Genomic DNA, 26,907 nt, shown 5'->3' with positions numbered 1-26,907 from the left:
CGAGATTCGAGATTCGAGATTCGAGATTCGAGATTCGAGATTCGAGATTCGAGATAAGTTTAAGCTAGTCGCCAATGGTGGCTAGCTTTTTTTTGCTTGGAACATGGGAAAATAGCAACTGACCAAACGACAGGCAAAAAAATAGCCAACCGCAATAATCGCGATTGGCTCTATATATTTGTGAACAAATCATAAGTTCACTAACAACGTCAGTTGGCTAGGTGACCCTCGGCTTAAGAAGGGTCAATGTATATAATGCAGTTAGCGTGCCAACTTTTATTCAACGTTTTATAAGCCCTGCATCGCATAAAAACCATGAATTTATCATGCGAATTGCAAAGTGCATTTGCATAATGCAACCAAGATGCAATATCGATAAGAGATCAGTTTCATCTCTGCTCTTAATGACAAATCACTAAGTGGTTGTTATCTAAATGTTAGGCAAATATTCACTTCAACTTATTGCGTTACAATTAATAGAGTAATAAAAGCCTTTCCCCAAAAGCATATTCATACTTTTTTTACACTAAAGTTTGTATACTGCACAAAATCATCCTCAACTCTATGAAGCAATGAACTACTTAAGTACTTTTTTCAAAGGCATGGCAATGGGCGCAGCAGACGTTGTTCCTGGCGTGTCGGGCGGAACCATCGCATTCATCACTGGTATCTACGATACGCTGCTAGAAAGCATTCGAAGAATTAACCCTAGCGTACTTGGCTTATGGAAACGCGAAGGCTTCAAAGCCGCGTTTAATCACATCAATGGTTTCTTCCTAATTTCACTGTTTGCAGGCGTATTCACGAGCATTGCAACATTTGCAAAATTGATTTCTTGGTTATTGGTCACCCACCCCGTTCCACTGTGGTCTTTCTTCTTTGGCCTGATCTTGGTGTCGGTTTTCCATATTCTTAAGCAAGTAGAGAAACGCGATATGATTCGCTTCGTATTTTTGCTGCTTGGCGTTGCTTTCGCTTATAGCATTACCGTGCTTAAGCCGCTGCAAATGGAACCAACCAGCATCAATGTTCTGATTGCGGGTGCGATTGCTATCTGTGCGATGATTTTGCCGGGTATCTCAGGTAGCTTCATTTTGCTATTGATTGGTATGTATGGCCCAGTTCTTGGTGCAGTTAAAGAGTTCCAAATCGATGTGCTTGCGCTATTCCTTAGTGGCTGTGTGATCGGCCTACTGACTTTCTCGCACGTACTCTCTTGGTTACTGCGCTCATTCCGCGATTTCACATTGGTATTCTTAACCGGTTTGATGATCGGTACGCTACCTAAGATCTGGCCTTGGAAAGAGACCATCAGCTGGCGCACAAACTCAAAAGGTGAACAAGTTCCTCTGATTCAAGAAAACCTATCTCCGTTTGATTTTGAAGCCGTAACCTCTCAGCCTTCTCAGCTGGTCATGGCGATTGTGATGATGTTTGTTGCGATTGCCTTAGTTCTAGGACTAGAGAAATTCGCAGAGCGTAACGCTGACTAATCATTCAGCGTACTTCTGGAACATGTTCAGAACGGATAGAACCTAGAAATACTAAGCTCACATATCTAATAAACAGACAAAAGCGAAGCCAATGGCTTCGCTTTTTTAGTTCTACCATACGCACAAAATTGCTTTTTGATACAAGCACGTATTGAGGGGTATGATAACATCGCCGCTCTTATAAAATTAGATGAGAACACGACATGCACTCTGCATTAAAGGTTGCTGCTGTTGGGATCGCTCTCGTGGCAGGCTTTTATGGGCCGCAAGCAATTCAGCAGTTTAAATCGGCGATGGAGCACTCAACTGCCGACGTCAACTTAGATGATTACTGCATGCTTTCAACCACATCATGTGAGCAAAATGCGGTGGCGATGACACTCGATAGTGAGACGGCACAGCCACTCGTTCCAAGTAAAATCAAAGTAGTTTGGGAAGGCGCAGCCTCTGACACATTAATGCTGTCACTTACTGGCTTAGAGATGGAAATGGGCTCGGCACGTTTTCAATTAAAGAATATTGGCGACAATACCTATGAAGGTGACGTGATTTTACCTGTGTGCACCATGGATAAAATGACTTGGCTTGGCGAACTCACCGATGGTGTTGAAACCGTAAACCCTGCAATAAGGATGGCAAGATGAGTAAGAATTGGTCGTTAGCATTAGTGGTAGCGTTTGTACTTGGCTTTGGTGTCAAAAGCTATCTTGATGGGCAAAACGAAGCTCAAGAGCAACACGCTGCAAAGCAAGCTATCGCTACAAAACAAGAGTTATCTGCAACAACCCTTTTCGGTAAAGACAACCAGCCAACGGAAATCTTTGACCAAACCGATGACCGAATTCGTATCGTTTACTTCGGTTTCACACGCTGCCCAGATGTGTGCCCGACTTCTCTAGCGATGTTAGCTGGCGCACTTAACCAAGTTTCTGATGAAGCAAAAGCCAAGATTCGCCCGATGTTTGTCTCTCTCGATCCTGAACGTGATGCAGCAGAAGCCTCATACGAATACGCACAATACTTCCACCCAATGATGGAAGGGTTAAGTGGTCCGTTAGATGTGACAACCACGCTTGCACATAACTACGGTGTTATTTTCAGGAAGACCGAGCTGGAAGGTTCAGAGTTGGAATACACCCTTGACCACAGCTCATATTTCTATTTTTTGAAGCCCGACGGCACCTTGATTACTAAAGTGCCGCATACGTTAACGCCAGCGCCGATTGTTGAGGCCATCAACCAATTGACGCAGTAAAACGTAAAAATAAAGAACTTAACCAATAAAGTTCGAACAACAAAGTCAGGTCCCAGACCAAAACATAAAAATTAAGGACAACAACATGAAGTTAAAAGCACTTGCTCTAGCAGGCTTATTGCTCACTCCCCTTGCTCACGCGAATAGCGATATTATGGTTCATGACGCGTACGCTCGTGCAACACCGCCTTCAGCAGTGAACAGCGCAGTATTCACGACTCTGATGAACCACAGTGATAAAGATCGCGCTATTGTTTCTGCGACAACGCCAGCAGCAGGAAAGGTAGAACTTCATGATGTTATCGTTGACGGCGACGTAATGAAGATGCGCCAAGTTCAAGAGATCACAATCCCAGCGAATGGTGAAGCGGAACTTAAACCAGGTAGCCTACACATCATGTTGTTCGACCTAAAAAGCAGCCTAAAAGAAGGTGAGCAAATCGAGATGACACTGACCTTTGCCAATGGTGAAACACAGACCTTCGATGCACCAGTGAAGAAAGTGATGAGCGGCATGAAAAAGATGAACCACGACCATCATTAATCGTATTCACAATTGATAAAATAATTTAAGCCACGATGACTTCTCGCCATCGTGGCTTTTTGTTAAACTGATCTCGCTTTTTATTCAAAGCCTGAACACATTAATAAACCAAGGAGAATAGAAGATGATTGTAATGAAAACACTAAAACTGGCAGTAAAAGTAACGCGCTAATTTGTTTGGTTAATCAAACTTAAACACCGATCTACCAACTTATCGTCATCCATTGACGACCGCACACTTTTACCCGGTTTACTGTTGATCGTAAGTGATCAACATCTGCATGCCTGTAAGCATGACTCAATCCGGGGTCCTATCTATTTGAATTCGACCCAAGCTCAAACATTTTTGACGTCTCGACGCTTTTTGATCTGACCAACGCTTTTCGATCTCATCAACAACCTGAGATCTTACAAGACATTAATGCTCTCATAAGACTTTAATGCTCTCACAAGAAAAGAAAGCTCGCACGTCTGGGTAAATAGACATGAATTCACAAAACGCATTTTCTCATCCAATGTCACTTCAACAACTTGGATGGCAACCTGTATTCCAACAACAACTGACACTCGAAGACTATGACCATTCTGTCATTGCTCGTATCGTCGCACATCACCGTAGTGGCTATACCTTAGCGTCAGAGCAAGGTGAAATTGTTCTACCCATCCACCAAAACCAACCGGCAATGACCGTTGGCGACTGGGTGATTTTGAACTCCGATTTGCAATTCGACCGTTTACTAGACCGTCAATCGCTCTTCCGCCGTAAAGCTGCTGGCAGTCGCGTAGCTGAACAATATATTTCAGCCAATATCGACACGGTTTTTATCGTGGTTTCGTTAAATAACGACTTTAATCTAAGCCGCATCGAGCGTTATCTCGCTCTCGCTAATGAAGCGCAAGTTGAAGCCGTTATCGTACTGACCAAGAAAGACTTGTGTGACGATTACCAAGACAAAGTACAGCAAGTCCAAAGCCTAGACCCAATGCTGATAATCGAAGCCGTTAATAGCCTAGACCAAGACTCTACTCAAGTATTATCACCTTGGTGTAAAACGGGCAAAACGGTGGCTTTGATGGGGTCGTCTGGTGTTGGGAAATCTACACTGGTCAACTCGCTGCTTGGGGAGACTCAGCAAGCCACGGGTGGCATTCGTGAAGACGACAGCAAAGGCCGACACACAACGACGTCACGCTCACTGCATTTACTGACATCGGGCGGCTTACTGCTTGATACGCCAGGAATGCGAGAGTTGCAACTTGCAGACTGCGCCGAAGGGGTAAGCGAAACCTTTTCTGATGTCGAAGAATTAGCCATGCACTGTCGTTTCTCTGATTGCCATCATGAATCAGAACCTGGATGCAAAATACGCAAAGCCATTGAGAGTGGTGAGTTGTCTGAAAGACGATTTAATAACTATCAAAAGCTATTGCGAGAGCAAGCCAGAAATGGTGCCTCATTGGCAGAGCAACGTGCTAACAGTAAGCAGCTTTCGAAGATGTACAAAACCGTTCAATCAGAAAGTCGAAATCTTAAAAAAGCTTCTGACTAAACCTTTAAGTTAACGCCTATAAGTTGTATTTGAGACAAGCTTAGCCCCTTAGTGTTAAACACGTGGGGCTTTTTGTTTCAATTTGGTCTTAGTGCGACCATTTATGCACACAATGTTCTTACCAATAGCCGTTTACATTTCCAAATTTACAGTATATTGAGTCTATTAAATGTCATTCTGCAGATTTATAGCTCAATCAAAATACATTAATTTAACATTTAGCTCTAAAAACACCACGTAGCGCAAACAATCACCCTAAAAGTAAACTATTCCTAGACACCCTCTTAGATCCCGCTAATATGACCGCCCATTCCACTAGTGTATAGTCGGATTTGGTACAACTTTATAAAAAGATACATCACTATAATAAATTAACAATTGCAGGTATTTTATGCAAAATCACAACATGCTCGCCCGCATCGCTCGTGGAAATCTCGTTCTACAGATCCTTGCTGGTATTGTTTTCGGTGTCGTTCTCGCCATGGTTTCTCCTTCAGCAGCTCAAGATGCAGGCCTACTAGGTAGTCTGTTTGTTGGTGCTCTGAAAGCTGTTGCCCCAATTTTAGTATTCATTCTTGTTGCAGCTTCTATCGCAAACCAAAAGAAAGGTCAGCATACTCATATGCGTCCAATCATTGTGCTTTACCTGATTGGTACGTTCTCTGCTGCACTGACTGCTGTAGTACTGAGCTTCATGTTCCCAACCACTTTGACACTGGTTGCTGGCGCTGAAGGTGCTAACCCTCCTCAAGGTATCGCGGAAGTTCTTCATACCCTTCTATTCAAGCTTGTAGATAACCCAGTTAGCGCGCTAATGAACGCGAACTACATCGGTATTCTTGCTTGGGCAATCGGCCTTGGTCTTGCACTGCACCACGCATCTGCAACAACCAAAGCGGTTTTCGAAGACCTTAGCCACAGTGTTTCACACATTGTTCGCTTCATTATCCGTCTTGCACCATTTGGTATCTTTGGTCTTGTTTCGACAACATTCGCAACAACGGGCTTCGATGCACTAGCAAGCTACGGTCAACTGCTAGCGGTTCTACTAAGCTCAATGCTGATCATTGCACTTGTGGTTAACCCACTGCTTGTATTTGCAAAAACAAAACAGAACCCATACCCACTTGTACTGCAATGTATTCGTGAATCTGGTGTAACGGCATTCTTCACTCGTTCAAGTGCTGCAAACATCCCAGTGAACATGAACCTTTGTAAAAAGCTAAACCTAGACGAAGATACTTACTCTGTATCTATCCCACTAGGCGCAACGATCAACATGGCGGGTGCTGCAATCACTATCACTGTGTTAACACTTGCTGCTGTACACACAATGGGTATTGAGATTGATATCTTCACTGCAATTCTACTAAGCCTTGTTGCTGCAATTTCAGCATGTGGCGCATCGGGTGTTGCTGGCGGTTCACTACTGCTTATCCCACTAGCATGTGGTCTATTCGGTATTTCTAACGATGTAGCGATGCAGGTTGTAGCGGTTGGTTTTATTATCGGTGTGATTCAAGATTCAGCTGAAACAGCGCTTAACAGCTCAACAGACGTCGTGTTCACTGCGGCTGTATGTAAAGCTGAGCAAAACAAAGCTTAATAAGCTCTTAGGCATTAGGCTTTCACTCTAAGCTCTAAGCTCTAAGCTCTAAGCTCTAAGCTCTAAGCTCTAAAAGCAAATAGCACATAAATAAAAAGGGAAGCATCAGCTTCCCTTTTTGTTGTCTTGAGTTTCTCGATTAAAGCTAAACGACCTATCAACCGTACACAACCAATGAGTGCAATTTACTGGTTTCTGTTCCAGTTAGACTCTACCGCAGACTGACTGAAATCTAGAGAGCCACTCTGATTAGCTGGTTTATCTGTTACTACCTGATCGGCATTGACCTGTTGGCTGTAATCAACATTAGCCTCTTGAACATTCGGCGCTTGAGTCGCTATGTGGCTCGCATCTACATTCAACTCATTACCTTCTTCATCGAGCACTTCTTTTACTTTCTTCGGAATCGGTATATTACGCTTGTAGAGCTTGTTGAGCGCTTTAATGATTGAGTGCTTAGTGATTGCTTCTTGGGTCAGCTTAGTCATTATCGGCTTAGTCAGAGCCTGTAAGCCCACGACGGCATCTACACCAAGCTCCCCGCCTACTTTATCTCTCAAATGTTTGGCTTCTGAGTAACCAAAATGAGCTGATAGGAATAACCAGATATAAGCGATGGCGTTGCCGTGTTCACCATGGTCGATCCACGCTTCGCCTGCTCTAAACATCGCTTCTGCACTGTTCTTTTCTGCAGCCGTCTCAAACCAGTAAACAGCCTCACCATGGTTAGGCTCAACACCCACACCGTTCAAATAACTCATACCGAGTTTGATCTTGCCGTCTAGGTTGTTTTTTTCAGCGGCCTTTTGGTACCACTCGACAGAGCTTTCAGCCGAGTAATCTGGATTCTCTTTATCGAGACACCAGTCACCGATAAACAGCATCGCTTCGGTATTACCACCAGCCGCAGACTCTTCAATATAGGTATAACCCTTAGGGATGTTTTTATCGGTTCCACGACCAAAGACGAGCGCTTTGCCCATCTCGAATTTCGCCGATACGTCATTGTCTAAAGCAGAGATTGCTAACTGCCAAAAGTTGGCTTTCTCTCTTAAAATCAGGTCTTCTTTACGCTTCATGCTTAGGCGCACAATGCCGTACATGCCATTAATATTATCGAGTTGCGCCGCTTTATCGTACCAATACAAGGCTTCCTTAATATTGTTACGTTCGGCCTCTTTCGCTAAATACAGAATCGACGGAACATGGCCGGTTTCAGCTTTGAAGTGACGCTCTTTTTGCTCTTGTATGCGCGCTTTTTCAATCGCTTTTCGGTAAGCGACAGCACGAGCCTTACGTTCTTGTTCCAAGCGCTGCTTTCTTAGCGATAAAGAGATCAGCCACACGGCGACAAGTATTAACGAAAGAGCCGTCGCACCAATTGCGATTCCCATTGTACTCATAAAATATTTTAACCTAACTCGGCTGATATCAGCCTCAGTGTCGAGGAGTTATCAACCTATAGTGAATGTTTCGAATTACAGGGAAAAGCGCCGTTATTAAAACGTTCCGCCCTAAAATGAACTCAGTTCAGTATCTCAGGAATACATAACGATAAAAAGTCTACTTAGACCTATCCGTACGCACTCCATAAATGGTGTGATCTTGCTTCAATATCGTTTACTTATGAAGACCACCTTTCACCAGAAAATTAGTAGATTTTCCACTCTCTATCTCTTACATTTATGGTTAGGTAAGCTGCCCATAAATGTATGCCAACTCAGCGACCGTTTTCGCAGAAAACTTCTTCATCAAACTCGCTCGGTGTACTTCCACAGTTCTCATTGCGATGCACAATTCATCGGCTATTTTCTGGTTACGCTTACCGTCGATAATTTGTTTGAGGATGTCTATCTCACGATCGGTTAACGACGCGTACGCTTGGCGATACACGTTCATGTGTAAGTGCTTTTCAGAAGCGTCCAAACCTTGTTTGATCGCCTCAGCTAACTCATTACCTTTAACTGGCTTTTGAAAGAAATTCACCGCGCCGGCTTGTAAGGCTTCAACCGCCATTGGCACATCACCGTGACCCGTCAGATAAATCACCGACAGTGGGCTCTGCGCTTTCACCATCAACTTATGAACTTGCTGCCCTCTCATCTCTGGCATTCGGCTGTCTAAAACCACACAACCCGGCGCACTCAAATCCACTGAGTCCAAAAAGCTCGGGCCATCTTCATAGGCTGTCACCTTGAAATCGTGCTCTTCCAATAAGAACACCAATGAGTCACGCATCGACTCATCGTCATCAACCACATAGACCGGCAACGTTTGATGAACTTCAGGCATAACAATATTCCTTATGAATCATTTGAAATAGAGGAAGGCAGTGTCACCGCGACATGACAACCATGAGGAGCCAGTGAAGTGATGCTCATTTTGCCACTGTGGTCTTCAATTACATCTTGGCAAATCGCGAGCCCTAAACCCAAGCCGTTTTCTTTGCTGCTCACAAAGGCTTGAGTGACTTGTTGCTCAGTGAAATCTAAGCCCGTTCCGTTATCGATAATCGACAACATTATTTTATCCGGTTGATAATCGGTAATCACTTTAATTGTCGCCGGCTCACTGTTTTTGTTATCAATATCAGACGCAGCGCTTTGTTCGCGATGCTGTTGTGCATTACACGCGTCCGTTGCATTGTTAATCAGGTTTACAATCACCTGTTGCAAGCCCACAGGATCAACATTTAGTTTAATAGGCTTACCTACGGCATAGCGTTCAATGGTTATCTTGTGCTTGTGTAATCGGAATTGCAGTAACTCAATGGTGTCTGTAAGCAGCTGCTCGATATCGGTCTGAGATTTCTCTGATGAGCGTTTTTTGATCATGTTTCTCAAGCGCTGGATGATGGCGTCAGCACGATCCACTTGCGACTGGATCTTCTCAAATACAGGCTCTATATCAGTCAGCGGTTTGTTCTTCGAAATCCGCAGTAAACCACCTTCGCTATAGTTACGAATCGCTGCCAAAGGCTGATTGATCTCATGTGCTAAGCTACTTCCAAGTTCACCAACCACTGCGATACGTTGAGAGTGCTCTAACTGTTCGCTCTTGCTTTTCAGCTTGTGTAGCGTGGCTTCTAACTGCTTTTTGCTGCGGCTGAATTTGTATTCCAACCAAAAGTGGTAAGCATTCAATAGCACCACGAGAATAAAGAACGCCCATGCCCACTGTTGATTGTACTTGAGCCAGATTAACGCTTCTTTCCACCAAGGTTGTTGCAGTGGGTGCATGTCGAGTTGTTGATAAAGCTTGTCTATCGAAAGCAAACTTGTCGGTGACGTCCAACCCGATGCATTCGCTGCAATGGCCGGTGCACTGCTCTTAGGCATCGCAAATAACACCTGACTCATCTGTTTGGCCAGTGCCGAAGAAGCCCGCTCTGTCTTGGCGAACGACCAGTTGGGGTACAACGGCGTAGACACTTGGCATCGGAACCCTTCTGGCGCTTGATTCTCGATAATTCGATATTGCCCCGCCACCAGCAAACCTTCACTGATCATGTTCTCAACTAAACAGCTTGGTACGACAGCCGCTTCAATGTGCCCTTCACGCAGTTGATACAAGCTGGCGTCGATCGGGAAACCTAAAAATTGGGTGTTAGAGAAAAAGTGGTTGGGATTAAGCCCTTGCTGCATCACTTGATAACGCATTGTTAGATAGCCACCGAATGCATTTTCAGATACTGCCGCAATCGGCTTACCGCTCAATTGTTCTAGAGAGATATAAGGTGACATTCTTCTCACCACCAAGGCAGAGCCAATACTTCGGGTATTGCTGATGCTTCGATCTTCGAAGTTATGGCTGGTCATCGTCGCCATCCAAGAGAGGTCATATTGACGACCTAATCGTACCGCCTGACCCGGGTTGGTGATGACAAAGTCGACCTCAACACCTTTTACCGCATCAGCCATCTCTTCCAAGTTGAAAGGCTTGAGAACAAAGTGTTTGCCGGGAATGCGCTCCGACAACCAATCCATCGTCGGCTGCCAGCGCTGCTGCGCGGAAAGCTTGCCTCGGATAGCCAGCACACCGACCTCAATAACCTGCTCCGACTCAACAGTGCTTGTCGCTGTAATCTCTTGCTCCGTTTGAGCGGCTAAACACATTCCTGCAGTTAAGCTCAACCAACAAAGGCTAACGATTGATATTAGGTTTCGGACTGTCACTAAAATCTCTTTCTCCACACTGACGGCATGTTCACACTCAACTAACGCATCGAAGACACGTTAAATAGAGCTTTTAAACAAAGCATAACAGCTAGATTGGTAAAACCACATTTGTTCTAGATCAACTTTGACCTGGGTATGTGGAAATCCACAATACCCCGCGTACGCCCAAAATCTGACAATGAGCCCAACAGATAGAATAGTCATTTATAGGTACCAACATGGACTCATTGAAAAGACGGTTTCTCAGCCAATTCGGCAAGGTTTCCGCTGGTGCTGCGCTCATTCCCATCACCGGAATCAACACCGCAGTCGCAAGCACAGCCATTCGCAATAACAACCAACCTGACCGCAAAGGCGAAGTAGGTAAACGCTACGCCATGGCGGTTGATTTACGTAAATGCGTTGGCTGTCAGGCGTGCACCGTTGGCTGTAGCGTTGAAAACCAAGCGCCAATTGGCCAGTTCAGAACCACCGTAAAACAGTATGAAGTCTCCCTTGATGATGGTTCGACTGCTCAACAAGAGGTGAAGTCATTCATGTTGCCTCGTCTGTGCAACCACTGCGACGATGCTCCGTGCATCAAGGTTTGTCCTGTTCAAGCGACCTTCCAACGCGAAGACGGCATTGTAATGGTCGACAACGAGCGTTGTGTAGCTTGTGCTTACTGTGTTCAAGCTTGTCCTTACGACGCTCGCTTCATCAATAACGACACCCTTACCGCAGACAAATGTACCTTCTGTGCACACCGCCTTGAAGATGGCTTGTTGCCCGCTTGTGTCGAAACCTGTGTTGGTGGTGCGCGTGTCATTGGCGATCTCAAAGACCCAAACAGCGAAATCAACCTCCTGCTTAATGAAAACCAAGACGACATCAAGGTGCTTAAGCCAGAGCAAAATACCAACCCACATGTTTTCTATATCGGCATGAACGAGCGTTTCGTTAGCCATATCGAAGGTCAGCCTGCGATTTATGATCCAGCCGCCATCGATAACTCATCCTCTAGCAAACAAGAATTGGCAATCGCGACACAAGGCAAACAAGGAGAGACAGCATGAATATCACTGAGGTGTTAGTTCCCGCTCAAGAGATCGCTTGGCTACCGTGGGCGGTTCAGTATTTCTTCTACATAGGTTCGGCTTACGCGGCTGCGATTCTGTTTTTGATTGCCCTTATCTTCAAAAACTCTACCAGTCACCAATTCCGTTCTGCCCTTGTGCTTGTGATGGCCATTGGCGCGATTGTTGGGCCATTAGCCCTCACTGGTGACTTACACCAACCGGGACGTGCGTGGCACTTCTACGCTCACATCACACCTTGGTCATGGATGTCATTGGGCTCTCTGTTTCTTCCTCTGTTTTCTGGTCTGGCTGTTGCGACGGCTTGGGTTTACCTGCGTGATGACATCGCACAGCTCAAAGAGAATGAAAACCCACTTCTAAAGCGTCTGTCTTGGTTAACACTGGGCCAATGGCAGGTATCGAAAAAAGTGATGATTGCATTAGCCGCTGCAACTGCGTTATCAGGCCTAAGCATCGCGCTTTATACAGGTGCAGAGATTGCGATTTTGGCAAGCAGACCGCTTTGGCATCAACCGGCTTCCCCGCTGCTTTGGTTCACAACTGCATTTTTTGCTGCAACGGGATTAACGTTGTTGATTTGGGCTCTACTGCCTTCAAGTAAGCCAAGCTTAAAACCAACAGACCTAGCGCTAGTACAAAGAACCATTACGTTAACAGGTGGCCTTGCCATCATTCTTACGTCGATTTGGGCATCTAACCATGGTCATTTCAACCTGTATGAGAACGACGCTTGGGGTATCAACCTAGGCATCATGACCACCAGCATTATGCTGTGCATGATCTTAGTGCTGCCACTACAACGCCTATCGCAAAATAAGCTAGGAATTATCTGTGTTGCGCTTGCGACCATCGTTTCAGCATGGGCGGTACGTTGGGTCACCATGATGGAAGTTCAAACCATTCCACGCTTTGATGTGGGCGCATTCCCTTATGAATTGCCAATGGGTAGCTCAGGTTTACTTGGCATTGTTGGTATGTGTGGCCTTTGGTTAGCACTTGCGTTGTTTGCTTCTGAAATCGTGTCTACTGGATCGACAAGAACAACTGGCTCTGCGACAAAAACTGCATCTAAGCCAAACCAAAATACATCGTCACCACTTAACCGCTCACATAGCTTGTAGTCTGAGGAATCATCATGGATAACAAACGTCGTCAATTTTTGAAAACAGGCCTTGCTGCCGGTGGTGTTGGAGCTTTTGCTGCAGGTTATGCGACAACCACAAAACACATGGTTCACGGTGCTATCGATGGCACCGCGGGTAAGAAAACCAACCACATCCACCACGGTAATTCGTTAGAGACGGAATACAGTGTCGATGAGCAAGGTAAGATCTCGCCAAATCCAAACCAACGTGTGGCACCCTCTATGTGTTTTGGTTGTTGGACACTGTGTGGCTTGCGTGTACGTATCGATAATCGTAATGACGAGATCTTGCGTATCTCGGGCAACCCGTATCACCCGCTATCAAGTGACCAACAGATCCCATTCAAAACACCGGTAAAAGACGCCTACATTGGCTTGTCTGGTGAATCAGGCATCAATAACCGTTCGACGGCCTGCGCTCGTGGTAATGGCATGCTAGAGATTCAAAACAGCCCATACCGAATCACTCAACCGTTAAAACGTGTTGGTAAACGTGGTGAAGGTAAGTGGGAACCGATCAGCTACGAGCAACTTATCTCTGAGGTCACCGAAGGTGGTGACTTGTTCGGAGAAGGCGAAGTTGAAGGCTTGCGATCGATTCGCGACATCGAAACACCACTTGACCCAAACAACCCTGAATACGGTCCAAAAGCGAACCAGTTATTGGTGACTAATGCCGGAAATGAAGGCCGTGACGATATCTTGAAGCGCTTTGCATTTAACAGCTATGGCACACGCAACTTTGGTCATCATGGATCTTACTGTGGTTACGCGTTCCGTGCAGGTTCAGGCGCGATCATGAACGATCTAGACAAGTTCTCGCACTTAAAGCCTGACTTCAACAACGCAGAGTTCATTCTTTTCATCGGTATGTCTCCAGCTCAAGCGGGTAACCCGTTTAAGCGTCAAGCAAGACAGCTGGCTGAGGCTCGTACCAACGGAAAACTCAGCTACACCATTGTCACTCCAAGCCTTCCGGCAGGATCTTCAAGCCTTGCAGCGGGCGATCGCAACAACTGGCTGCCGATCAAACCGGGCACTGACTCAGCATTAGTTCTGGGTATGATCCAGTGGATCATCGAAAACCAGCGCTACAATCACAACTTCTTGTCTCGCCCAAGTGCGCAAGCGATGAAGAAAGCAGGCACCACACACTGGTGTAACGCATCTCACCTCGTGATCAGTGACGAATCGCACCCACAAAATGGGCGTATGCTTCGTGCATCGGATATGGGGTTGCTCGAAGCTGGCGAACCGATGTCTGACGATGACGGATTTATTGCACTAGATGTGACAACGTCACTGCTATCATCACATATTCAGGTGAATGAAGCGGCTCTGTTCGTCGATCAAGATGTAGAAATCGATGGTCAGACTGTTCGCGTTAAATCTTCTCTACAAAGATTGAAAGAAGAAGCCTTCAAATATGACCTTGCTTACTACAGCGAGCAGTGTGAAATCCCACAAGACCAGATTATTGCGCTAGCGAAACGCTTTACCAGCTACGGTACAAAAGCAGTCGTGGATACTCACGGTGGCAACATGCACACCAACGGCTTCTACAACTCGTTCTCTATTCTGATGCTGAACGCGCTGATCGGTAACATCAACGCGAAAGGCGGTGCGATGGCGAAAGCGGGTGGCTACCCGACTTCGGTTGCAGGTCCTCGTTACGACTTTACTAAGTTTAAAGATAAGACTAAGCCTCAAGGTGTATTCTTGTCCCGCAGCAAGTTCCCGTACCAAAAAACCAGCGAATACAAACGTCGCGTTGCCGCAGGCGAGTCACCTTACCCGACACGCGCGCCGTGGTACCCAATCTCAGCACCGCTTTTAACTGAGCACTTATCAGCTGCGATTGATGGCTACCCTTACCGAGCAAAGGCATGGATCAACCACATGGCGAACCCACTTTATGGTGTTCCGGGTTTAGACAACTTGCTGGGTGAAAAGCTTAAGGATCCAAAACAGCTTGGTTTGATCGTGTCTATCGATGCCTTCATCAATGAGACCGCAGCATTATCGGATTACCTCGTGCCAGACACAGTGACCTACGAAAGCTGGGGTATGGCAACACCTTGGCATGGCGTCGCGACTAAAGCGATCACCGCTCGCTGGCCGATTGTTGAGCCTAAAACCTCACGCACTCAAGACGGGCGTGCCATCAACCTAGAGAACTTCTTTATTGATCTAGCGAAAACGCTTGGCCTAGGTGGCTTCGGCGACAACGTAATCAAAGACAATCAAGGTAACTGGCACGGTATTCATAGCGCTGAAGACTTCTACCTGCGCTCGGCTGCTAACTTAGCGTTCGTAAAAGGTGGCGTGCCGAATGTCGATGCGGAAGATATTGTTTGGTCTGGTCTAGAACGCCTAGTGCCTGTGATGAACAAAACACTCAAGCCTGAAGAGATGCTCAAGGTAGCGTATATCTTTGCGCGTGGCGGTCGTTTCGAAGACGCCACCAATGCCTACACCAATGAAACCATGAAGTACAAATGGACTAAACCACTGGCTATCTGGAATGAAAAGCTCGGTACTTCTCGCAACACCATCAGTGGTGAGCAGTACATGGGTTGCCCAACATGGTATCCACAAAAGCTTGCAGACGGCACACCTTTGGCAGAGCAGTTCCCAGCAAAAGAGTGGCCATTTACGCTAACCAACTTTAAGTCCAATATTCACAGTGCGGTCTCTAACTTGTCACCACGCTTAGAATCCATTAAGGGAGTAAATCCAGTTTACATCCACCCGCAAGACGCCTCTTCTGCGGGTATCAAAACCGGTGACGTGTTTGCTATTGAAACACCGAGCTCAACCACACATGCGTTGGCGATGGTGATTGATGGCATCAAACCGGGAACATTAGGCTTTGAACACGGCTTTGGTCATAAAGAACTCGGTGAGCGTGCCCACTGGATCGGTGACACACAACAACCTGTGAAGATGAAGTCGAACGATGGCGTTAACATCAATGATATAGGCTTGATCGACCCGACCAGAGAAGGCAAAGGCGTGATGTTGGATTGGGTTGTGGGCGCAGCAGCAAGACAAGCGCTTCCGGCTAAAATCTACAAAGTCTAGGCGTTAAACTCCCCTATTTCAGTCAAATCACGACTGAGCATAGTAGAGCAACTTCGTCATTCGAGGTTGCTCTTCTTTTTCTAACCTATTCAACGCCCAACCATCAATTCTTCGCATCACTTCCCTGCAAGTTTCTCACCTAGCCCCATCAAGCGTCTATGCTTATACAATCGGTGCCATAAAAAGCCTTAACAAGCAGTCACACCGAGGCGAACATGGCAGTTCCCTTGCACTTCGTTAACGGCAGCTGGATTCGTCTATTGAAATCCACACTAATACCATTGTGGTGATTGAGGTTATTAATGTGAGACTTACCTCAAGTTCCAAGTGAATTAATGTGGAAATCCACAATAGCGCGAACAACCAATTATGTCGAAAATGCGTGCATTACAACCAATAGCGACGCCTCATGACTAAGCTGACAATTAAAACTCAAACTCTAACGCTTTGCATCGCTGCTCTAGGAAGCCTTTCTTTATCCGCTTTTGCACAAGCAGCACCCAATCCAATGCCAGAAGCCGCAGAAACTTGTAGCGGCTGCCATCAAGCCGACGGTAAAGGCATGCCCAACATTGCCCCTATGCTTGCAGGGCTCAATGCTGACTATCTAGAACATCAACTGGTTCTGTTCTCAAGTGGTGAGCGTCAAAGCGCGATCATGAAGGGAATGGCTGACGGTGTATCTGATCCCGCTGTTCGTCGTGAGGTCGCAGAATACTTTGCATCACTGCCTTCATACGAATTTACCGATTTAGAGCAGCGCGGCTCACAGGCTGATATCGATAACCCCTATCGTAAACTTGTATTCCAAGGCGATTGGGATAGAAACATTCCAGCCTGTGCAACCTGTCATGGGCCAAGCGGTATGGGCATAGACAAATTCCCGCGCCTAGCAAGCCAGCATGCCGACTACATTCAAACTCAGCTCAACGCTTGGAAAAACGGCACTCGTAAGGGTGATGATTTAAACATGATGGGTAATATCGCCGGCAAGTTAACCGACGATGAGATCAAAAACCTCTCTTACTACTTCGCATCTTTCCGATACTAAAGGGCTCGCATGAAAACATTACTCCTAATTACCGCAACCCTTGCCTCTGGAATCGCTTATGCCGAAGGTGAGTTACCCGATCGCCAAACCGAACTGCCCGCCGTAGAAAAACCACAAGACAATAAATATCTGGTGCCACGCGACTTGGTAGATATTCCTGATGGGGAATTTGGCGACAAAGTAAAACTGGGCTATTCCCTGTTTGTCGATTCACAACAGATGCGTGGTACGTTCGTCGGCAATGAGCAAAACTGTGTCAACTGCCACATGCAAGCGGGCATGAAGCCTAACGCTGCCCCTCTTTGGGGTGCATACATGGCCTACCCTGCGTATCGTTCCAAGAACGACAAAGTAAACAGCTACGCAGAACGTATCCAAGGTTGCTTCACCTACTCTATGAATGGCCTACCACCGGCAGAGGGTTCAAAAGAAATGGTCGCACTCACAGCTTATTCATACTGGCTGGCGATGGGCGGAATCTTAGACAAGAACGGCATGCAAGACACGCCTGTCCCTGAGATCAGCGATGCTGATTTACAAGTTGGTGGTAAAGCTGAAAGCTTCCCTCTTCCTGAAGAGCTGTTAAGCAAATACCCAATGGATGACCGCAGTAAGCTTGCCGGTCGTGGCTTCCCTAAGATTGATAACCCTGAACAAGAGCCGTCAATAGCGCGAGGTGAAAAGGTTTACCAAACCAGCTGCCAAACCTGTCATGGTCAAAATGGTGAAGGTATTAAAGGGGCGGATGGTCGCTCATACCTACCACCTCTTTGGGGCGAGAATTCGTTCAACTGGGGCGCAGGTATGCACCGTGTAAATACAGCAGCTTACTTCATCTACGAAAACATGCCGCTTGGAAAGAGCCAACAGCTTTCAATTCAGGATGCGTGGGATGTGGCCGCCTTTGTGAACAGTCATGAACGCCCACAAGATCCTAGATACAAGGGTGATGTTGCCGGCAATGCTAAGCGTTACCACAACCACCAAGGTTATTATGGCAAAGAAGTCGACGGTAATGTACTGGGTTCCAAAGCCTACTCAAGTGGTAAAGAAGTGATTCATGAGCATTGATAGACATCAGTGCACAAGAGCCTTTCACGTCAGCTATAGCTAAGCTTTACATTGTAAATCAGCTATAGCCAGAGGAATAAAAAGGAGCCAGATCGTTCGACGTTCTGGCTCCTTTTTTATGTTTGAACGATTAGAAAAACAACTAACCTTGCTGCATCTTTTCCCAAATCGTCGGAGAGCCGATATAGTCTTGAACCGTCGTAATGAACTCTTTGACCAGCTTGGTCTGTTTACGGTGCGGATACACCGCGTAGATTGCGGTATCAATCGTAGAGATCGGATAATCCGGAAGCAATGTAACCAAGCCAAGCTCTTTCATTGAGGCATACAGGTTTGATTGATCAAGGAAGCCATAACCTAGACCATCTTTCACACAAGACACCATAGTACGAACATCACTCACCTTATAGTTGCCACGAATCGTCAGGCTTTGAAAGGTATTACCATGCGGCTCTTCACTGATACGCAAGTGATCGACTGTCATATCGCCATTGGTATAAATCACCGCGGGTAGCGCGAGTAGATCTTGTGGCGTCTTCGGCTCTCCGTGCTCTTTCACAAAGTCGTTAGACGCGACCAACATAAAGTTGCTGTCGGCAATCTTCTTCGCAATCAAATTCGATTCAACAAGCTTACTGAAGCGAAACGCGATATCAAACTGCCCGGCAATGATGTTGGCGATCTTATCGTCTAGTGAGAGTACGATCTGAACATCTGGGTACTTTCTCATGAACTGAGTGATGATAGGTTGCAAATATTGCTGCCCAAAATAGATCGGTGAAGTAATTCGTAGCACACCTTTGGGTTCAGACTGGTATGAATCTGCAATGCCTTGAATCTGATTGATGGTGTCTTTAAGCACATAGGTTTGTGCGAGAATATCTTCTCCTGCCGACGTCAACGAAAACGAGCGTGTCGAACGGTTAAGCAGCTGAACACCTAAATCTTGCTCGAGCTTTTTGATCTGTTTAGAGAGCGATGAGTTGTCCATATCGTGCAAGGTTGCCGCTTTGGTAAACGACCCTTGTTGAACCACATCTAAGAACAATAACAACTGATTGGTATTTGGCACTGCGCCTCTCCTGAAATAAAACTCGACTAGCGTTCGTCTTTAGGGGTGTCCATCACAACCATAGTCGTAATAGATTGCACCTGAGCACATTCCCCAAGCACATCGGCATGAAACTTCTTATAGCCCGGTAGGTCTTTGGTTTCTACCCTTAGCAAGTACTCGTTGGCTCCAGTAATGTTGTGGCACTCCACCACCTCTTTTTCCATGCTGACGTGTTGTTCAAACTCTAACTGAGCCGCTTTGCTGTGGCTTGATAAACCAATCGAAACATATGCAATAAAACCGACCCCCATCAGCCCATTATCCAGAACCGCACGGTAACCTTGAATGATGCCTTTACGCTCAAGATCCTGGACGCGTCTTAAGGTCGCAGAAGCCGACAAGCCAATCCGTTCTGAAAGCTCAATGTTGGAGATTCTGCCGTCCAATTTAAGCTCTTGCAATATCCTTTCGTCAAATCTATCCATAAGTACTTATTATTGTGCATTTAGTGATAATAGAGGAAATAAAAGCACATAATTGCCTCACTTTCCACCTACTATGTTTCTCAACACGTGAAAGTCATGACCGGTCAGTCACTTCGTTCATTTTTTTGCTGGAGAACCATAATGCCTTTAGAACAACATAGCGCACTTGCCTTGTTTGCGTTTGTCTCGACCTTCACACCAGGTCCAAATAACATCATGCTCATGACATCAGGAGCAAATGTTGGCTTTGCCCGTACTATTCCGCACATGCTTGGCATTGCTCTAGGGTTTGCAGCCATGTTGCTGCTAGTTGGCTTCGGTTTAATGGGCATTTTCAACGCTTATCCGGTTACTCACCAAATCTTGAAATACCTAAGCCTTGCTTACCTCGTGTACCTTGCAATTAAGATAGCATTGAGCGGCAAAGCCAAAAGCACCGAGGCTTATAAGCCAATGACCTTCATCGGCGCGGCAAGTTTTCAGTGGGTGAACCCGAAAGGTTGGTCGATGGCGCTGACGGCAATTTCAGTCTATAGCAGCGGCAGTTCATGGTGGGAGCTTGCGATCATCGCAGGTATCTTCACGCTCGCCAACTTACCATCCGTGACATTCTGGACAGCGGCAGGTAAACAACTGCAACACTGGTTAACAACACCAGTCCGTATCAAAAGCTTCAACTACGGTATGGCAGGCTTGCTTCTAGCATCGACCATTCCGATGCTCTAGTCGAATAACTTCTGTATTTTAACGGTTGGTACTCCTGTGCTAACCGTTATTCTCTTTATAAATAACCCACAAGTTCACTAAGCCAACGACCAAACATCGTCTGCCCGCTCGGCGTTAACGTCCACACAAACGCCGCAACATTCACTGCCACTGTCACCCAATATATGGCTCTGAACGGCTGCTTCTGCGTTTTATGACGCAGCTTATCTTGAGCAATCAACGCCCCTAGCCAGCCACCAGCAACAGAAAAAATATGCAGAGTTTTCTCTGGCACACGCCAATTGCCATTGATCGCTGCTCGCTTGTCCTTCGCGTACACAAAAAACGTCACGAAACCGATAACCAAATACCACACCAACAGCGCTTTAGAACTTTCCGCAAACAACACAGACACCGCCACCAGAACCAAATAAGTGATAACGATTTGAATAGATGAAGACAACATGACTCCTTTTGAGCAACAGCTCACATACTGTAGCAATTACGCCCTGTAGATTTTGATAAGGATGAGTAAGGCATATTGTAATTCGGTTAGCCTGCAAAGAATAAACAAGCCCTTTCATCCCTACATAACATGATGGAAGTTAAAGGAATTATAAATATGTACAACCAAAAGTACGCCATCTACCAAGTTTTTACGCGTTTATTTGGCAATAAAAACACCCAACATGTTCCATGGGGCACAATCGAGCAAAATGGCGTCGGTAAGTTCAGTGATTTTACCGACAAAGCGCTGTCTGAAATCCGCAAACTCGGTATGACTCATATTTGGTATACCGGAGTGCCACATCATGCGCTCATCAATGACTACAAGCACCTTGGTATTTCAGACGATCACCCTAGCGTGGTAAAAGGCCGTGCGGGATCACCATATGCCGTCAAAGACTACTATTCCGTAAACCCAGATCTCGCAGACAACCCTGAATGCCGACTAGAGGAGTTCGAGGCACTCATCAAAAGAAGTCACGACAATGGTTTAAAAGTGATTATCGATATCGTACCGAATCACGTTGCGCGTCATTATAAAGGCTTAAACAACCCAGAAGGTGTCAGTGACTTCGGCGCTCAAGATGACACAACGCTGGAATACCACAAAGACAATAACTTCTACTATATTCCCAACAGCACCTTTGAATTGCCAGACATAGAGCCTGCTTTTACGCCGCTAGGTGGTGAACAGCACCCTAGCCTAAGCTCCCCGTTTATCGAAACACCAGCCAAATTGACGGGTAATGGCTCACGCTTAGCTAAACCTAATTTCGACGATTGGTATGAAACCGTAAAGATTAATTACGGTGTGCGCCCTGACGGTTCAAAAGATTTCCCTGAGATCCCCAAAGACTATGCCCAACGCGATTACCGAGAGCATCACCAATTCTGGGAATCGGTCGCTGTGCCTAGCTCTTGGGTTAAGTTCCGAGACATCGCCTTGTTCTGGTTAGACAAAGGCGTTGATGGATTCCGTTACGACATGGCTGAAATGGTGCCAGTTGAGTTTTGGAGCTACCTCAACTCATCAATAAAGATGAAAAACCACGATGCCTTTCTGATCGCAGAGGTGTATCAGCCGGACTTGTACCGTGAATACATTCACTTAGGCAAGATGGACTACCTCTATGACAAGGTAGATCTGTACGACGGCCTCAAAGCCATCATGCAAGGCAAGGCTTCAACGGCAATCATCCCTGAAATCCAACATCAAATGCACGACATTGAACATCATATGCTGCATTTTTTGGATAACCATGACGAGCAACGAATCGCCTCACCAGAGTTTGTAGGCAATCCACATATCGCAAAGCCTGCGATGCTAGTTAGCGCTCTATTGAGCAGCTCTCCAACCATGATCTACTTTGGGCAAGAAGTCGGAGAACCCGGTGCGGAGAATGCAGGCTTTGGACAGCCCTCACGAACTTCCATATTTGACTACATCGGAGTCCCACAGCATCAAAAATGGATGAACCACGGCGCATTCGATGGCGGGCTATTAGACGAAAACGAAAAACAACTACGTCACTTCTATCAGAAGGTTATGAACTTTTCGCTTGAGCATACTTCAATGACGGGGCAGTACCTAGACTTACACCAGAGCAATAATTTGAGTGATTCGGTTTACGCATTTCTGCGCTCTGACCACCAAGAGCTAACCATTGTTGCAGCTAATTTCAGCCAACATACCACTGAAAATATTCACTTAAAGATTCCAAGTGATGTAATCCAAAAACTCAAATTAGTTGATGGTCGTTACATACTCAATGAATATATTGAAGGCATAGCGCAACAAGTGCTCGACATTGAGAACAGTGTTGGCAGTTTTAATATTGAATTGAAACCGCTGGCGTCTTTGGCTTGGGTGTTATCCTTAAATGGATGATATACCTATCAATATAAATTACCGAACAACTCGCTTTTAGCTAATTGATAAATAACTTAATTTCCACATTAAATTAACACTGTCTCAATTCGATATATTACTCACATTAATAAGGATGAGTTCTCATCCTTATTAACTACGCCTAGCTTCTACGCCCTACACCATTGATATTAAACAAATGAGTCATTGATCCAATTAATTTAATAATAAACAAATACAAAGCGTGATATTGACACTATGTTTCCTATATTTACGAATTAAAAATAACTTTATACATTGCCATCACAAATAGTCGACCTTAGTTAAAGCTAGGATATTCATCTTCATAAAAAGTGAAATATGGATATCAAAACGTGAACAACATAAATATTAATAAAATTATCTCTCTACGAAATACCTTCAATGTGACCCAAAAGAGAAGCTTCAAGCGATCGACTTTGGCCAAAGCGATTTTACCTCTATTCACCGCAACTTTGATCGCAGGTTGTGGCAGTGATAGCGACAATGGTACCGACGCTGGCAACAGCGGTTTATACCAAGCTGGCGAAAACGAAGTCGTTGTTTATTACAAACGTGATGTTGCTGCTGCAAGTACATCTGGCTCAACTTACGACGGTTGGGGGCTGCATCTATGGAATGGTGAAGGCTGTACCAGCACAGACTTAGTCGCAATGGGATTGAGTGAAACCGGAACCGATTGGAACAGTCCTTACGAATATGATGGTATCAGCGATACCTACGGTGCTTACTATGTATTGAAAGTCGATCCTGATGCTTCTGACCCACATAAATGTATGAATTTCATCTTACACAATGGTGACGAAAAGGCGTTTGGTAGTGCAAACTCTAAAATCGAGCTAACCAAGCTTGGTGATTCACAAGGTGTATTCGGGTTCCATGGCAGCAGCGAGTTATATTATGACCCGATTTCAGATCGCCCAGTCAACATTGACGGTCAAAAAGCGCATTGGTTGGATGCGACCACCATTGCTTGGGAAGCCGCTAGCAATGCCGATTCAATGAAATTGTTCTACGCACTCGATAACAGCATCACGATGAACGACAAAGAGATCGTGGGTGGTACTGCAGTTGAACTAACTAAAGATGGCGAGCTATCCTCTGAATTAAAAGAGCGTTTCCGCCACCTTGCAAGCTTACCAGCCCTGGCTATCGACGTTGACGACAGCACACTTCGCACTATTTTAAAATCTCAGATAATTCTTGTTGCTTACAATGCCAATGGCGATGTTACCTCTTCAACTGAGGTTCAAAAACCTGGTGTGCTTGATGCAGTATTTGCTAACGAAGATGCTGGTAATGCAATGGGAGAAGAATTAGGTGCGATTGTTGAAGGCAGTGCGACAACCTTCAAGCTTTGGGCACCAACAGCTCAAGATGTAGAACTCGTCCTGTACAGCGAAGATCTCCAGACCTCACAAGTGATCCCGATGACGGAAAACACTGAGACAGGTATTTGGGCGACTGACGCGGTGTCTAATGCAGTCAACAGTTACTATCGCTACCAAGTGAAGGTTTACCATCCAACCACAGGCAACATAGAAACTCGCCTTGTAACGGACCCTTACTCACTCAGTTTGTCGAAAAACTCTGCATATTCTCAAGTGATTGACCTGAATGATTCAACTTTGAAACCAGCGAGCTGGGACGACTACGAACGACCAACCGTAGAAAAAGACGAAGACCACGTACTTTACGAATCTCACCTACGTGACTTTAGTTTCAGCGATAAGCTCGGCACAGCTAGCCTAAATGGAAAATACCTCGCTCTCACAGAAGCAGATCGTGAGTCGGTCAAGCACCTACAAGCTCTGAAAGATGCGGGTTTAACCACGCTGCATATCTTACCTGCATTTGATATCGCCACCGTCGATGAAGATGAAGCGAGCCGCGTCGATATTACTGACACCGTAGGCAAACTGTGTGATGTAAAACCGACTGCCGCCTTATGTGGAAACGAAGACGAAAACAAAGTCATCGAAGAAGTACTCGATGGTTATGACCCTTCAACAGGCGATGCGCAAGCGCTAATGAATGACCTTCGTATGCTTGATAGCTTCAACTGGGGCTACGACCCATTCCATTACACGGTGCCAGAGGGAAGTTACGCGACCGATCCTAATGGTTCGAAACGTATTCTAGAGTTCCGTGAAATGGTGAAAGCGACACACGACATGGATCTTAAGCTGATCATGGACGTGGTATACAACCATACCAATGCGTCTGGTGTGAACGATAAGTCGGTACTGGATAAAATTGTCCCTGGGTATTACCACCGTCTTAACGTCAACACTGGTGGCGTCGAAAACTCGACTTGTTGTGACAACACTGCGACCGAAAACCTGATGATGGGTAAATTGATGGTCGACTCACTCAAGGTATGGGCTGAAGACTACAAAGTGGATGGCTTCCGTTTTGACTTAATGGGCCACCAGCCAAAAGACGTAATGGTAGAAGCTCTTGCTGAAGTACGTAAAATCGACGAAAACACGCTGTTCTACGGTGAGGGTTGGGATTTTGGCGAAGTAGCTAACAATGCACGCTTCGATCAAGCAAACCAAATCAACATGGCGGGCACAGAAATCGGGACCTTCTCAGACCGTTTACGTGACGCAGTTCGTGGCGGTAGCCCGTTTGATGGCGGCGTCGATTCAGAAGGCAACCACCCACTTCGCTTTAACCAAGGCTTTGGTAACGCAGCGATTGCCAACGAAGAAACCAAAGTTGATCAAGATTCGATCAATGGTCGTTTACATAACCAAGACCTTGTTCGTTTAGGTATGGCAGGTAACCTCGCAGAATACGTACTGATTGATTACAAAGGTGATACCAAACTGGGTAAAAATGTTGATTACAACGGTGCGCCCGCTGGTTACACCAAGATGCCTTCAGAGAACATCTCTTACGTTTCAAAACACGATAACCAAACGCTTTGGGATAACAACGCTTACAAGATCGCCACTGGTACTAGCTCTGCAGAGCGCGCGCGTATGCAGTCGGTATCGCTATCTACCGTGATGTTAGGCCAAGGCATACCATTCATCCATATGGGTTCTGAACTGCTACGATCTAAGTCTATGCAGCGCGATTCTTACGATTCTGGTGACTGGTACAACCGCGTAATGTTTGATGGTACGGATAACAACTGGAACGTCGGCTTACCTCGTGAAGACAAAGATGGTGCGAACTGGGATCTGATCAAAACCATCATTGCTGACCCAACGGCGAAACCAGACGAAGAAGACATTAATCTGACTAAGCAGCAATTCCTAGAGCTATTAAAAATCCGTAGCTCAAGCGAACTGTTCCGCTTAGACACAGCAGACGAAGTCATGAAGCGTGTCGACTTCCGCAATGTTGGTGAAGATCAAATCGAAGGCCTGATTGTCATGTCTATCGATGATGGTGTGTCTGCGGGCGACGATCTTGACCCTGCAAATAATGCGATTGTGGCAGTTGTAAACTCAACTAATGAATCTCAATCGTTCAAAATCACAGGAGCGACAGGCTTTACACTTCATGACGTTCAACAAAACTCGGCTGACGATACAGTGAAAAGTTCAAGCTTTGCCGCTGAAACCTTCACAGTACCTGCATTAACCACCGCTGTATTTGTACAAGTTCAAGGTGATTCACAAGGTGCCGGCCTGCCGGTTGATAACACAGACAAGGATGTATCTAGCATTCCGCCATACGGCCAAACAACAGTTTACGTTAAAGGTGACATGAATGGATGGGGCGCAACGGATGATTGGGCAATGAGCTTTGTCGCTAATGGTGTTTATTCTGTGACAGGCAACTTGGAAGCGGGTAACTATGGCTTCAAGTTTGCTGATGCTGATTGGGTATCACCTAACTTTGGTTGTGATTCCGTTGAACTTGCTGATGGATCAATCGACCTAGGTACTGATGGTAACTGCCAACTAAGCGTAACAGAAGCTGGTAGCTATACATTCACTCTGAATGCGATTCACGAGCTGGATGACGACGTAGATGGCCCAGTTGTATCAGTAACCAAGAACTAAGTCTTAAAGCTTGGAATTCTAATAAAAAGATAATAAAACCAGCGAAAGCTAGCCTTTGGGAGACGTCAGTCTCCCTTTTTTTATCCTCAATAAACTCCAATCCCAATGCACCACACCATTGCTTTGCTTCCCATCGATAAATACTCACTATTAAGTGACAGATGAACCAG

At 45.8% G+C, this 26,907-nt stretch carries 20 protein-coding genes; 14 read left to right on the top strand and 6 right to left on the bottom strand.

From position 1 onward, the window contains the following. Positions 1 to 572: 572 nt before the first annotated feature. The 6 genes from AB6E85_RS16585 to sstT all read left to right on the top strand — a co-directional run bounded on the left by AB6E85_RS16585 (position 573) and on the right by sstT (position 6,448). The gene (locus AB6E85_RS16585; RefSeq protein ID WP_048610568.1) at positions 573 to 1,493 is read left to right on the top strand and encodes a DUF368 domain-containing protein; all 921 of its coding nucleotides are present in this window, start codon (positions 573 to 575) and stop codon (positions 1,491 to 1,493) included. A gap of 203 nt (positions 1,494 to 1,696) precedes the next feature. Beyond that, positions 1,697 to 2,137 (top strand): hypothetical protein, encoded by a 441-nt coding sequence (locus AB6E85_RS16580; protein WP_048610566.1) that lies wholly within the window; start codon positions 1,697 to 1,699, stop codon positions 2,135 to 2,137. Then, complete coding sequence (locus tag AB6E85_RS16575) at positions 2,134 to 2,748, top strand: SCO family protein (RefSeq protein WP_050650993.1); 615 nt, start codon at positions 2,134 to 2,136, stop codon at positions 2,746 to 2,748. The genes AB6E85_RS16580 and AB6E85_RS16575 overlap by 4 nt, the downstream gene beginning before the upstream one ends. Before the next feature lie 85 nt (positions 2,749 to 2,833). After that, the gene (locus tag AB6E85_RS16570) at positions 2,834 to 3,292 is read left to right on the top strand and encodes a copper chaperone PCu(A)C (RefSeq protein ID WP_050632802.1); all 459 of its coding nucleotides are present in this window, start codon (positions 2,834 to 2,836) and stop codon (positions 3,290 to 3,292) included. Positions 3,293 to 3,777: 485 nt separating this feature from the next. After that, positions 3,778 to 4,842 (top strand): ribosome small subunit-dependent GTPase A, encoded by a 1,065-nt coding sequence (gene rsgA / locus AB6E85_RS16565; protein ID WP_372143265.1) that lies wholly within the window; start codon positions 3,778 to 3,780, stop codon positions 4,840 to 4,842. 391 nt (positions 4,843 to 5,233) lie between these two features. Continuing rightward, the gene (sstT, locus tag AB6E85_RS16560) at positions 5,234 to 6,448 is read left to right on the top strand and encodes a serine/threonine transporter SstT (protein WP_048609829.1); all 1,215 of its coding nucleotides are present in this window, start codon (positions 5,234 to 5,236) and stop codon (positions 6,446 to 6,448) included. 185 nt (positions 6,449 to 6,633) lie between these two features. Here sstT and AB6E85_RS16555 read toward each other — a convergent pair whose 3' ends face one another. From AB6E85_RS16555 to AB6E85_RS16545, 3 genes are all read right to left on the bottom strand, one after another. After that, entirely contained in the window at positions 6,634 to 7,842 is a 1,209-nt protein-coding gene (locus AB6E85_RS16555) for a tetratricopeptide repeat protein (RefSeq protein WP_372143267.1), read from the bottom strand. A 295-nt stretch (positions 7,843 to 8,137) separates the two neighbouring features. After that, positions 8,138 to 8,740, bottom strand: coding sequence for a response regulator transcription factor (locus tag AB6E85_RS16550; RefSeq protein ID WP_372143264.1), 603 nt, complete (start codon positions 8,738 to 8,740; stop codon positions 8,138 to 8,140). 11 nt (positions 8,741 to 8,751) lie between these two features. Beyond that, a complete protein-coding gene (locus AB6E85_RS16545; RefSeq protein WP_372143263.1) occupies positions 8,752 to 10,623 on the bottom strand; it encodes a PhnD/SsuA/transferrin family substrate-binding protein in 1,872 nt (623 codons plus the stop codon). Between the two features lie 221 nt (positions 10,624 to 10,844). Here AB6E85_RS16545 and dsrO point away from each other — a divergent pair, with 221 nt between their 5' ends. The 5 genes from dsrO to AB6E85_RS16520 all read left to right on the top strand — a co-directional run bounded on the left by dsrO (position 10,845) and on the right by AB6E85_RS16520 (position 18,055). Further along, a complete protein-coding gene (gene dsrO, locus AB6E85_RS16540) occupies positions 10,845 to 11,681 on the top strand; it encodes a sulfate reduction electron transfer complex DsrMKJOP subunit DsrO (RefSeq protein WP_372143262.1) in 837 nt (278 codons plus the stop codon). Further along, entirely contained in the window at positions 11,678 to 12,826 is a 1,149-nt protein-coding gene (gene nrfD, locus AB6E85_RS16535; protein WP_372143261.1) for an NrfD/PsrC family molybdoenzyme membrane anchor subunit, read from the top strand. Before dsrO ends, nrfD begins: the two co-directional genes overlap by 4 nt. Before the next feature lie 14 nt (positions 12,827 to 12,840). Continuing rightward, positions 12,841 to 15,933, top strand: coding sequence for a tetrathionate reductase subunit A (locus AB6E85_RS16530; RefSeq protein ID WP_372143260.1), 3,093 nt, complete (start codon positions 12,841 to 12,843; stop codon positions 15,931 to 15,933). Positions 15,934 to 16,342: 409 nt separating this feature from the next. Continuing rightward, positions 16,343 to 16,984, top strand: a complete 642-nt coding sequence (locus AB6E85_RS16525) for a cytochrome c (protein WP_372143259.1) — start codon at positions 16,343 to 16,345, stop codon at positions 16,982 to 16,984. 9 nt (positions 16,985 to 16,993) lie between these two features. Beyond that, positions 16,994 to 18,055: a c-type cytochrome gene (locus AB6E85_RS16520; protein ID WP_372143258.1), complete on the top strand. Its 1,062-nt coding sequence runs from the start codon at positions 16,994 to 16,996 to the stop codon at positions 18,053 to 18,055. Between the two features lie 142 nt (positions 18,056 to 18,197). On the opposite strand, the gene AB6E85_RS16515 is transcribed toward AB6E85_RS16520, so the two are convergent. Continuing rightward, the gene (locus tag AB6E85_RS16515; RefSeq protein WP_017630189.1) at positions 18,198 to 19,127 is read right to left on the bottom strand and encodes a LysR family transcriptional regulator; all 930 of its coding nucleotides are present in this window, start codon (positions 19,125 to 19,127) and stop codon (positions 18,198 to 18,200) included. 26 nt (positions 19,128 to 19,153) lie between these two features. After that, on the bottom strand, positions 19,154 to 19,594 hold the full coding sequence (locus tag AB6E85_RS16510) for an Lrp/AsnC family transcriptional regulator (protein WP_009845852.1): 441 nt from the start codon (positions 19,592 to 19,594) through the stop codon (positions 19,154 to 19,156). Positions 19,595 to 19,735: 141 nt separating this feature from the next. On the opposite strand from AB6E85_RS16510, the gene AB6E85_RS16505 reads away from it, so the two are divergent. After that, positions 19,736 to 20,320 carry a LysE family translocator gene (locus AB6E85_RS16505; protein WP_372143257.1) on the top strand — a complete coding sequence of 195 codons (585 nt, stop codon included), beginning with the start codon at positions 19,736 to 19,738 and terminating at the stop codon, positions 20,318 to 20,320. Between the two features lie 55 nt (positions 20,321 to 20,375). On the opposite strand, the gene AB6E85_RS16500 is transcribed toward AB6E85_RS16505, so the two are convergent. After that, positions 20,376 to 20,765, bottom strand: a complete 390-nt coding sequence (locus AB6E85_RS16500) for a DUF1294 domain-containing protein (RefSeq protein WP_017064222.1) — start codon at positions 20,763 to 20,765, stop codon at positions 20,376 to 20,378. A 156-nt stretch (positions 20,766 to 20,921) separates the two neighbouring features. On the opposite strand from AB6E85_RS16500, the gene AB6E85_RS16495 reads away from it, so the two are divergent. Both AB6E85_RS16495 and pulA read left to right on the top strand, forming a co-directional pair. Further along, on the top strand, positions 20,922 to 22,694 hold the full coding sequence (locus tag AB6E85_RS16495; RefSeq protein ID WP_372143256.1) for an alpha-amylase family glycosyl hydrolase: 1,773 nt from the start codon (positions 20,922 to 20,924) through the stop codon (positions 22,692 to 22,694). 404 nt (positions 22,695 to 23,098) lie between these two features. Further along, on the top strand, positions 23,099 to 26,737 hold the full coding sequence (gene pulA, locus AB6E85_RS16490) for a pullulanase-type alpha-1,6-glucosidase (protein ID WP_372143266.1): 3,639 nt from the start codon (positions 23,099 to 23,101) through the stop codon (positions 26,735 to 26,737). Positions 26,738 to 26,907: the final 170 nt, after the last annotated feature.

This window comes from Vibrio sp. 10N.247.311.51, assembly GCF_041467855.1.
Lineage (GTDB): Bacteria > Pseudomonadota > Gammaproteobacteria > Enterobacterales > Vibrionaceae > Vibrio > Vibrio coralliirubri.
This window is presented reverse-complemented; position numbering and strand designations above follow the sequence as displayed.

Excerpts from the sequence above, each read along its gene's own strand:
- AB6E85_RS16510 (WP_009845852.1), bottom strand. The coding sequence starts at position 19,594 with ATGGATAGATTTGACGAAAGGATATTGCAAGAGCTTAAATTGGACGGC.
- AB6E85_RS16505 (WP_372143257.1), top strand. The coding sequence starts at position 19,736 with ATGCCTTTAGAACAACATAGCGCACTTGCCTTGTTTGCGTTTGTCTCG.
- AB6E85_RS16585 (WP_048610568.1), top strand. The coding sequence starts at position 573 with ATGAACTACTTAAGTACTTTTTTCAAAGGCATGGCAATGGGCGCAGCA.
- sstT (WP_048609829.1), top strand. The coding sequence starts at position 5,234 with ATGCAAAATCACAACATGCTCGCCCGCATCGCTCGTGGAAATCTCGTT.
- AB6E85_RS16495 (WP_372143256.1), top strand. The coding sequence starts at position 20,922 with ATGTACAACCAAAAGTACGCCATCTACCAAGTTTTTACGCGTTTATTT.
- dsrO (WP_372143262.1), top strand. The coding sequence starts at position 10,845 with ATGGACTCATTGAAAAGACGGTTTCTCAGCCAATTCGGCAAGGTTTCC.
- AB6E85_RS16530 (WP_372143260.1), top strand. The coding sequence starts at position 12,841 with ATGGATAACAAACGTCGTCAATTTTTGAAAACAGGCCTTGCTGCCGGT.
- AB6E85_RS16550 (WP_372143264.1), bottom strand. The coding sequence starts at position 8,740 with ATGCCTGAAGTTCATCAAACGTTGCCGGTCTATGTGGTTGATGACGAT.
- nrfD (WP_372143261.1), top strand. The coding sequence starts at position 11,678 with ATGAATATCACTGAGGTGTTAGTTCCCGCTCAAGAGATCGCTTGGCTA.
- AB6E85_RS16525 (WP_372143259.1), top strand. The coding sequence starts at position 16,343 with ATGACTAAGCTGACAATTAAAACTCAAACTCTAACGCTTTGCATCGCT.
- AB6E85_RS16555 (WP_372143267.1), bottom strand. The coding sequence starts at position 7,842 with ATGGGAATCGCAATTGGTGCGACGGCTCTTTCGTTAATACTTGTCGCC.
- AB6E85_RS16580 (WP_048610566.1), top strand. The coding sequence starts at position 1,697 with ATGCACTCTGCATTAAAGGTTGCTGCTGTTGGGATCGCTCTCGTGGCA.
- AB6E85_RS16570 (WP_050632802.1), top strand. The coding sequence starts at position 2,834 with ATGAAGTTAAAAGCACTTGCTCTAGCAGGCTTATTGCTCACTCCCCTT.
- AB6E85_RS16500 (WP_017064222.1), bottom strand. The coding sequence starts at position 20,765 with ATGTTGTCTTCATCTATTCAAATCGTTATCACTTATTTGGTTCTGGTG.
- AB6E85_RS16520 (WP_372143258.1), top strand. The coding sequence starts at position 16,994 with ATGAAAACATTACTCCTAATTACCGCAACCCTTGCCTCTGGAATCGCT.
- rsgA (WP_372143265.1), top strand. The coding sequence starts at position 3,778 with ATGAATTCACAAAACGCATTTTCTCATCCAATGTCACTTCAACAACTT.
- AB6E85_RS16575 (WP_050650993.1), top strand. The coding sequence starts at position 2,134 with ATGAGTAAGAATTGGTCGTTAGCATTAGTGGTAGCGTTTGTACTTGGC.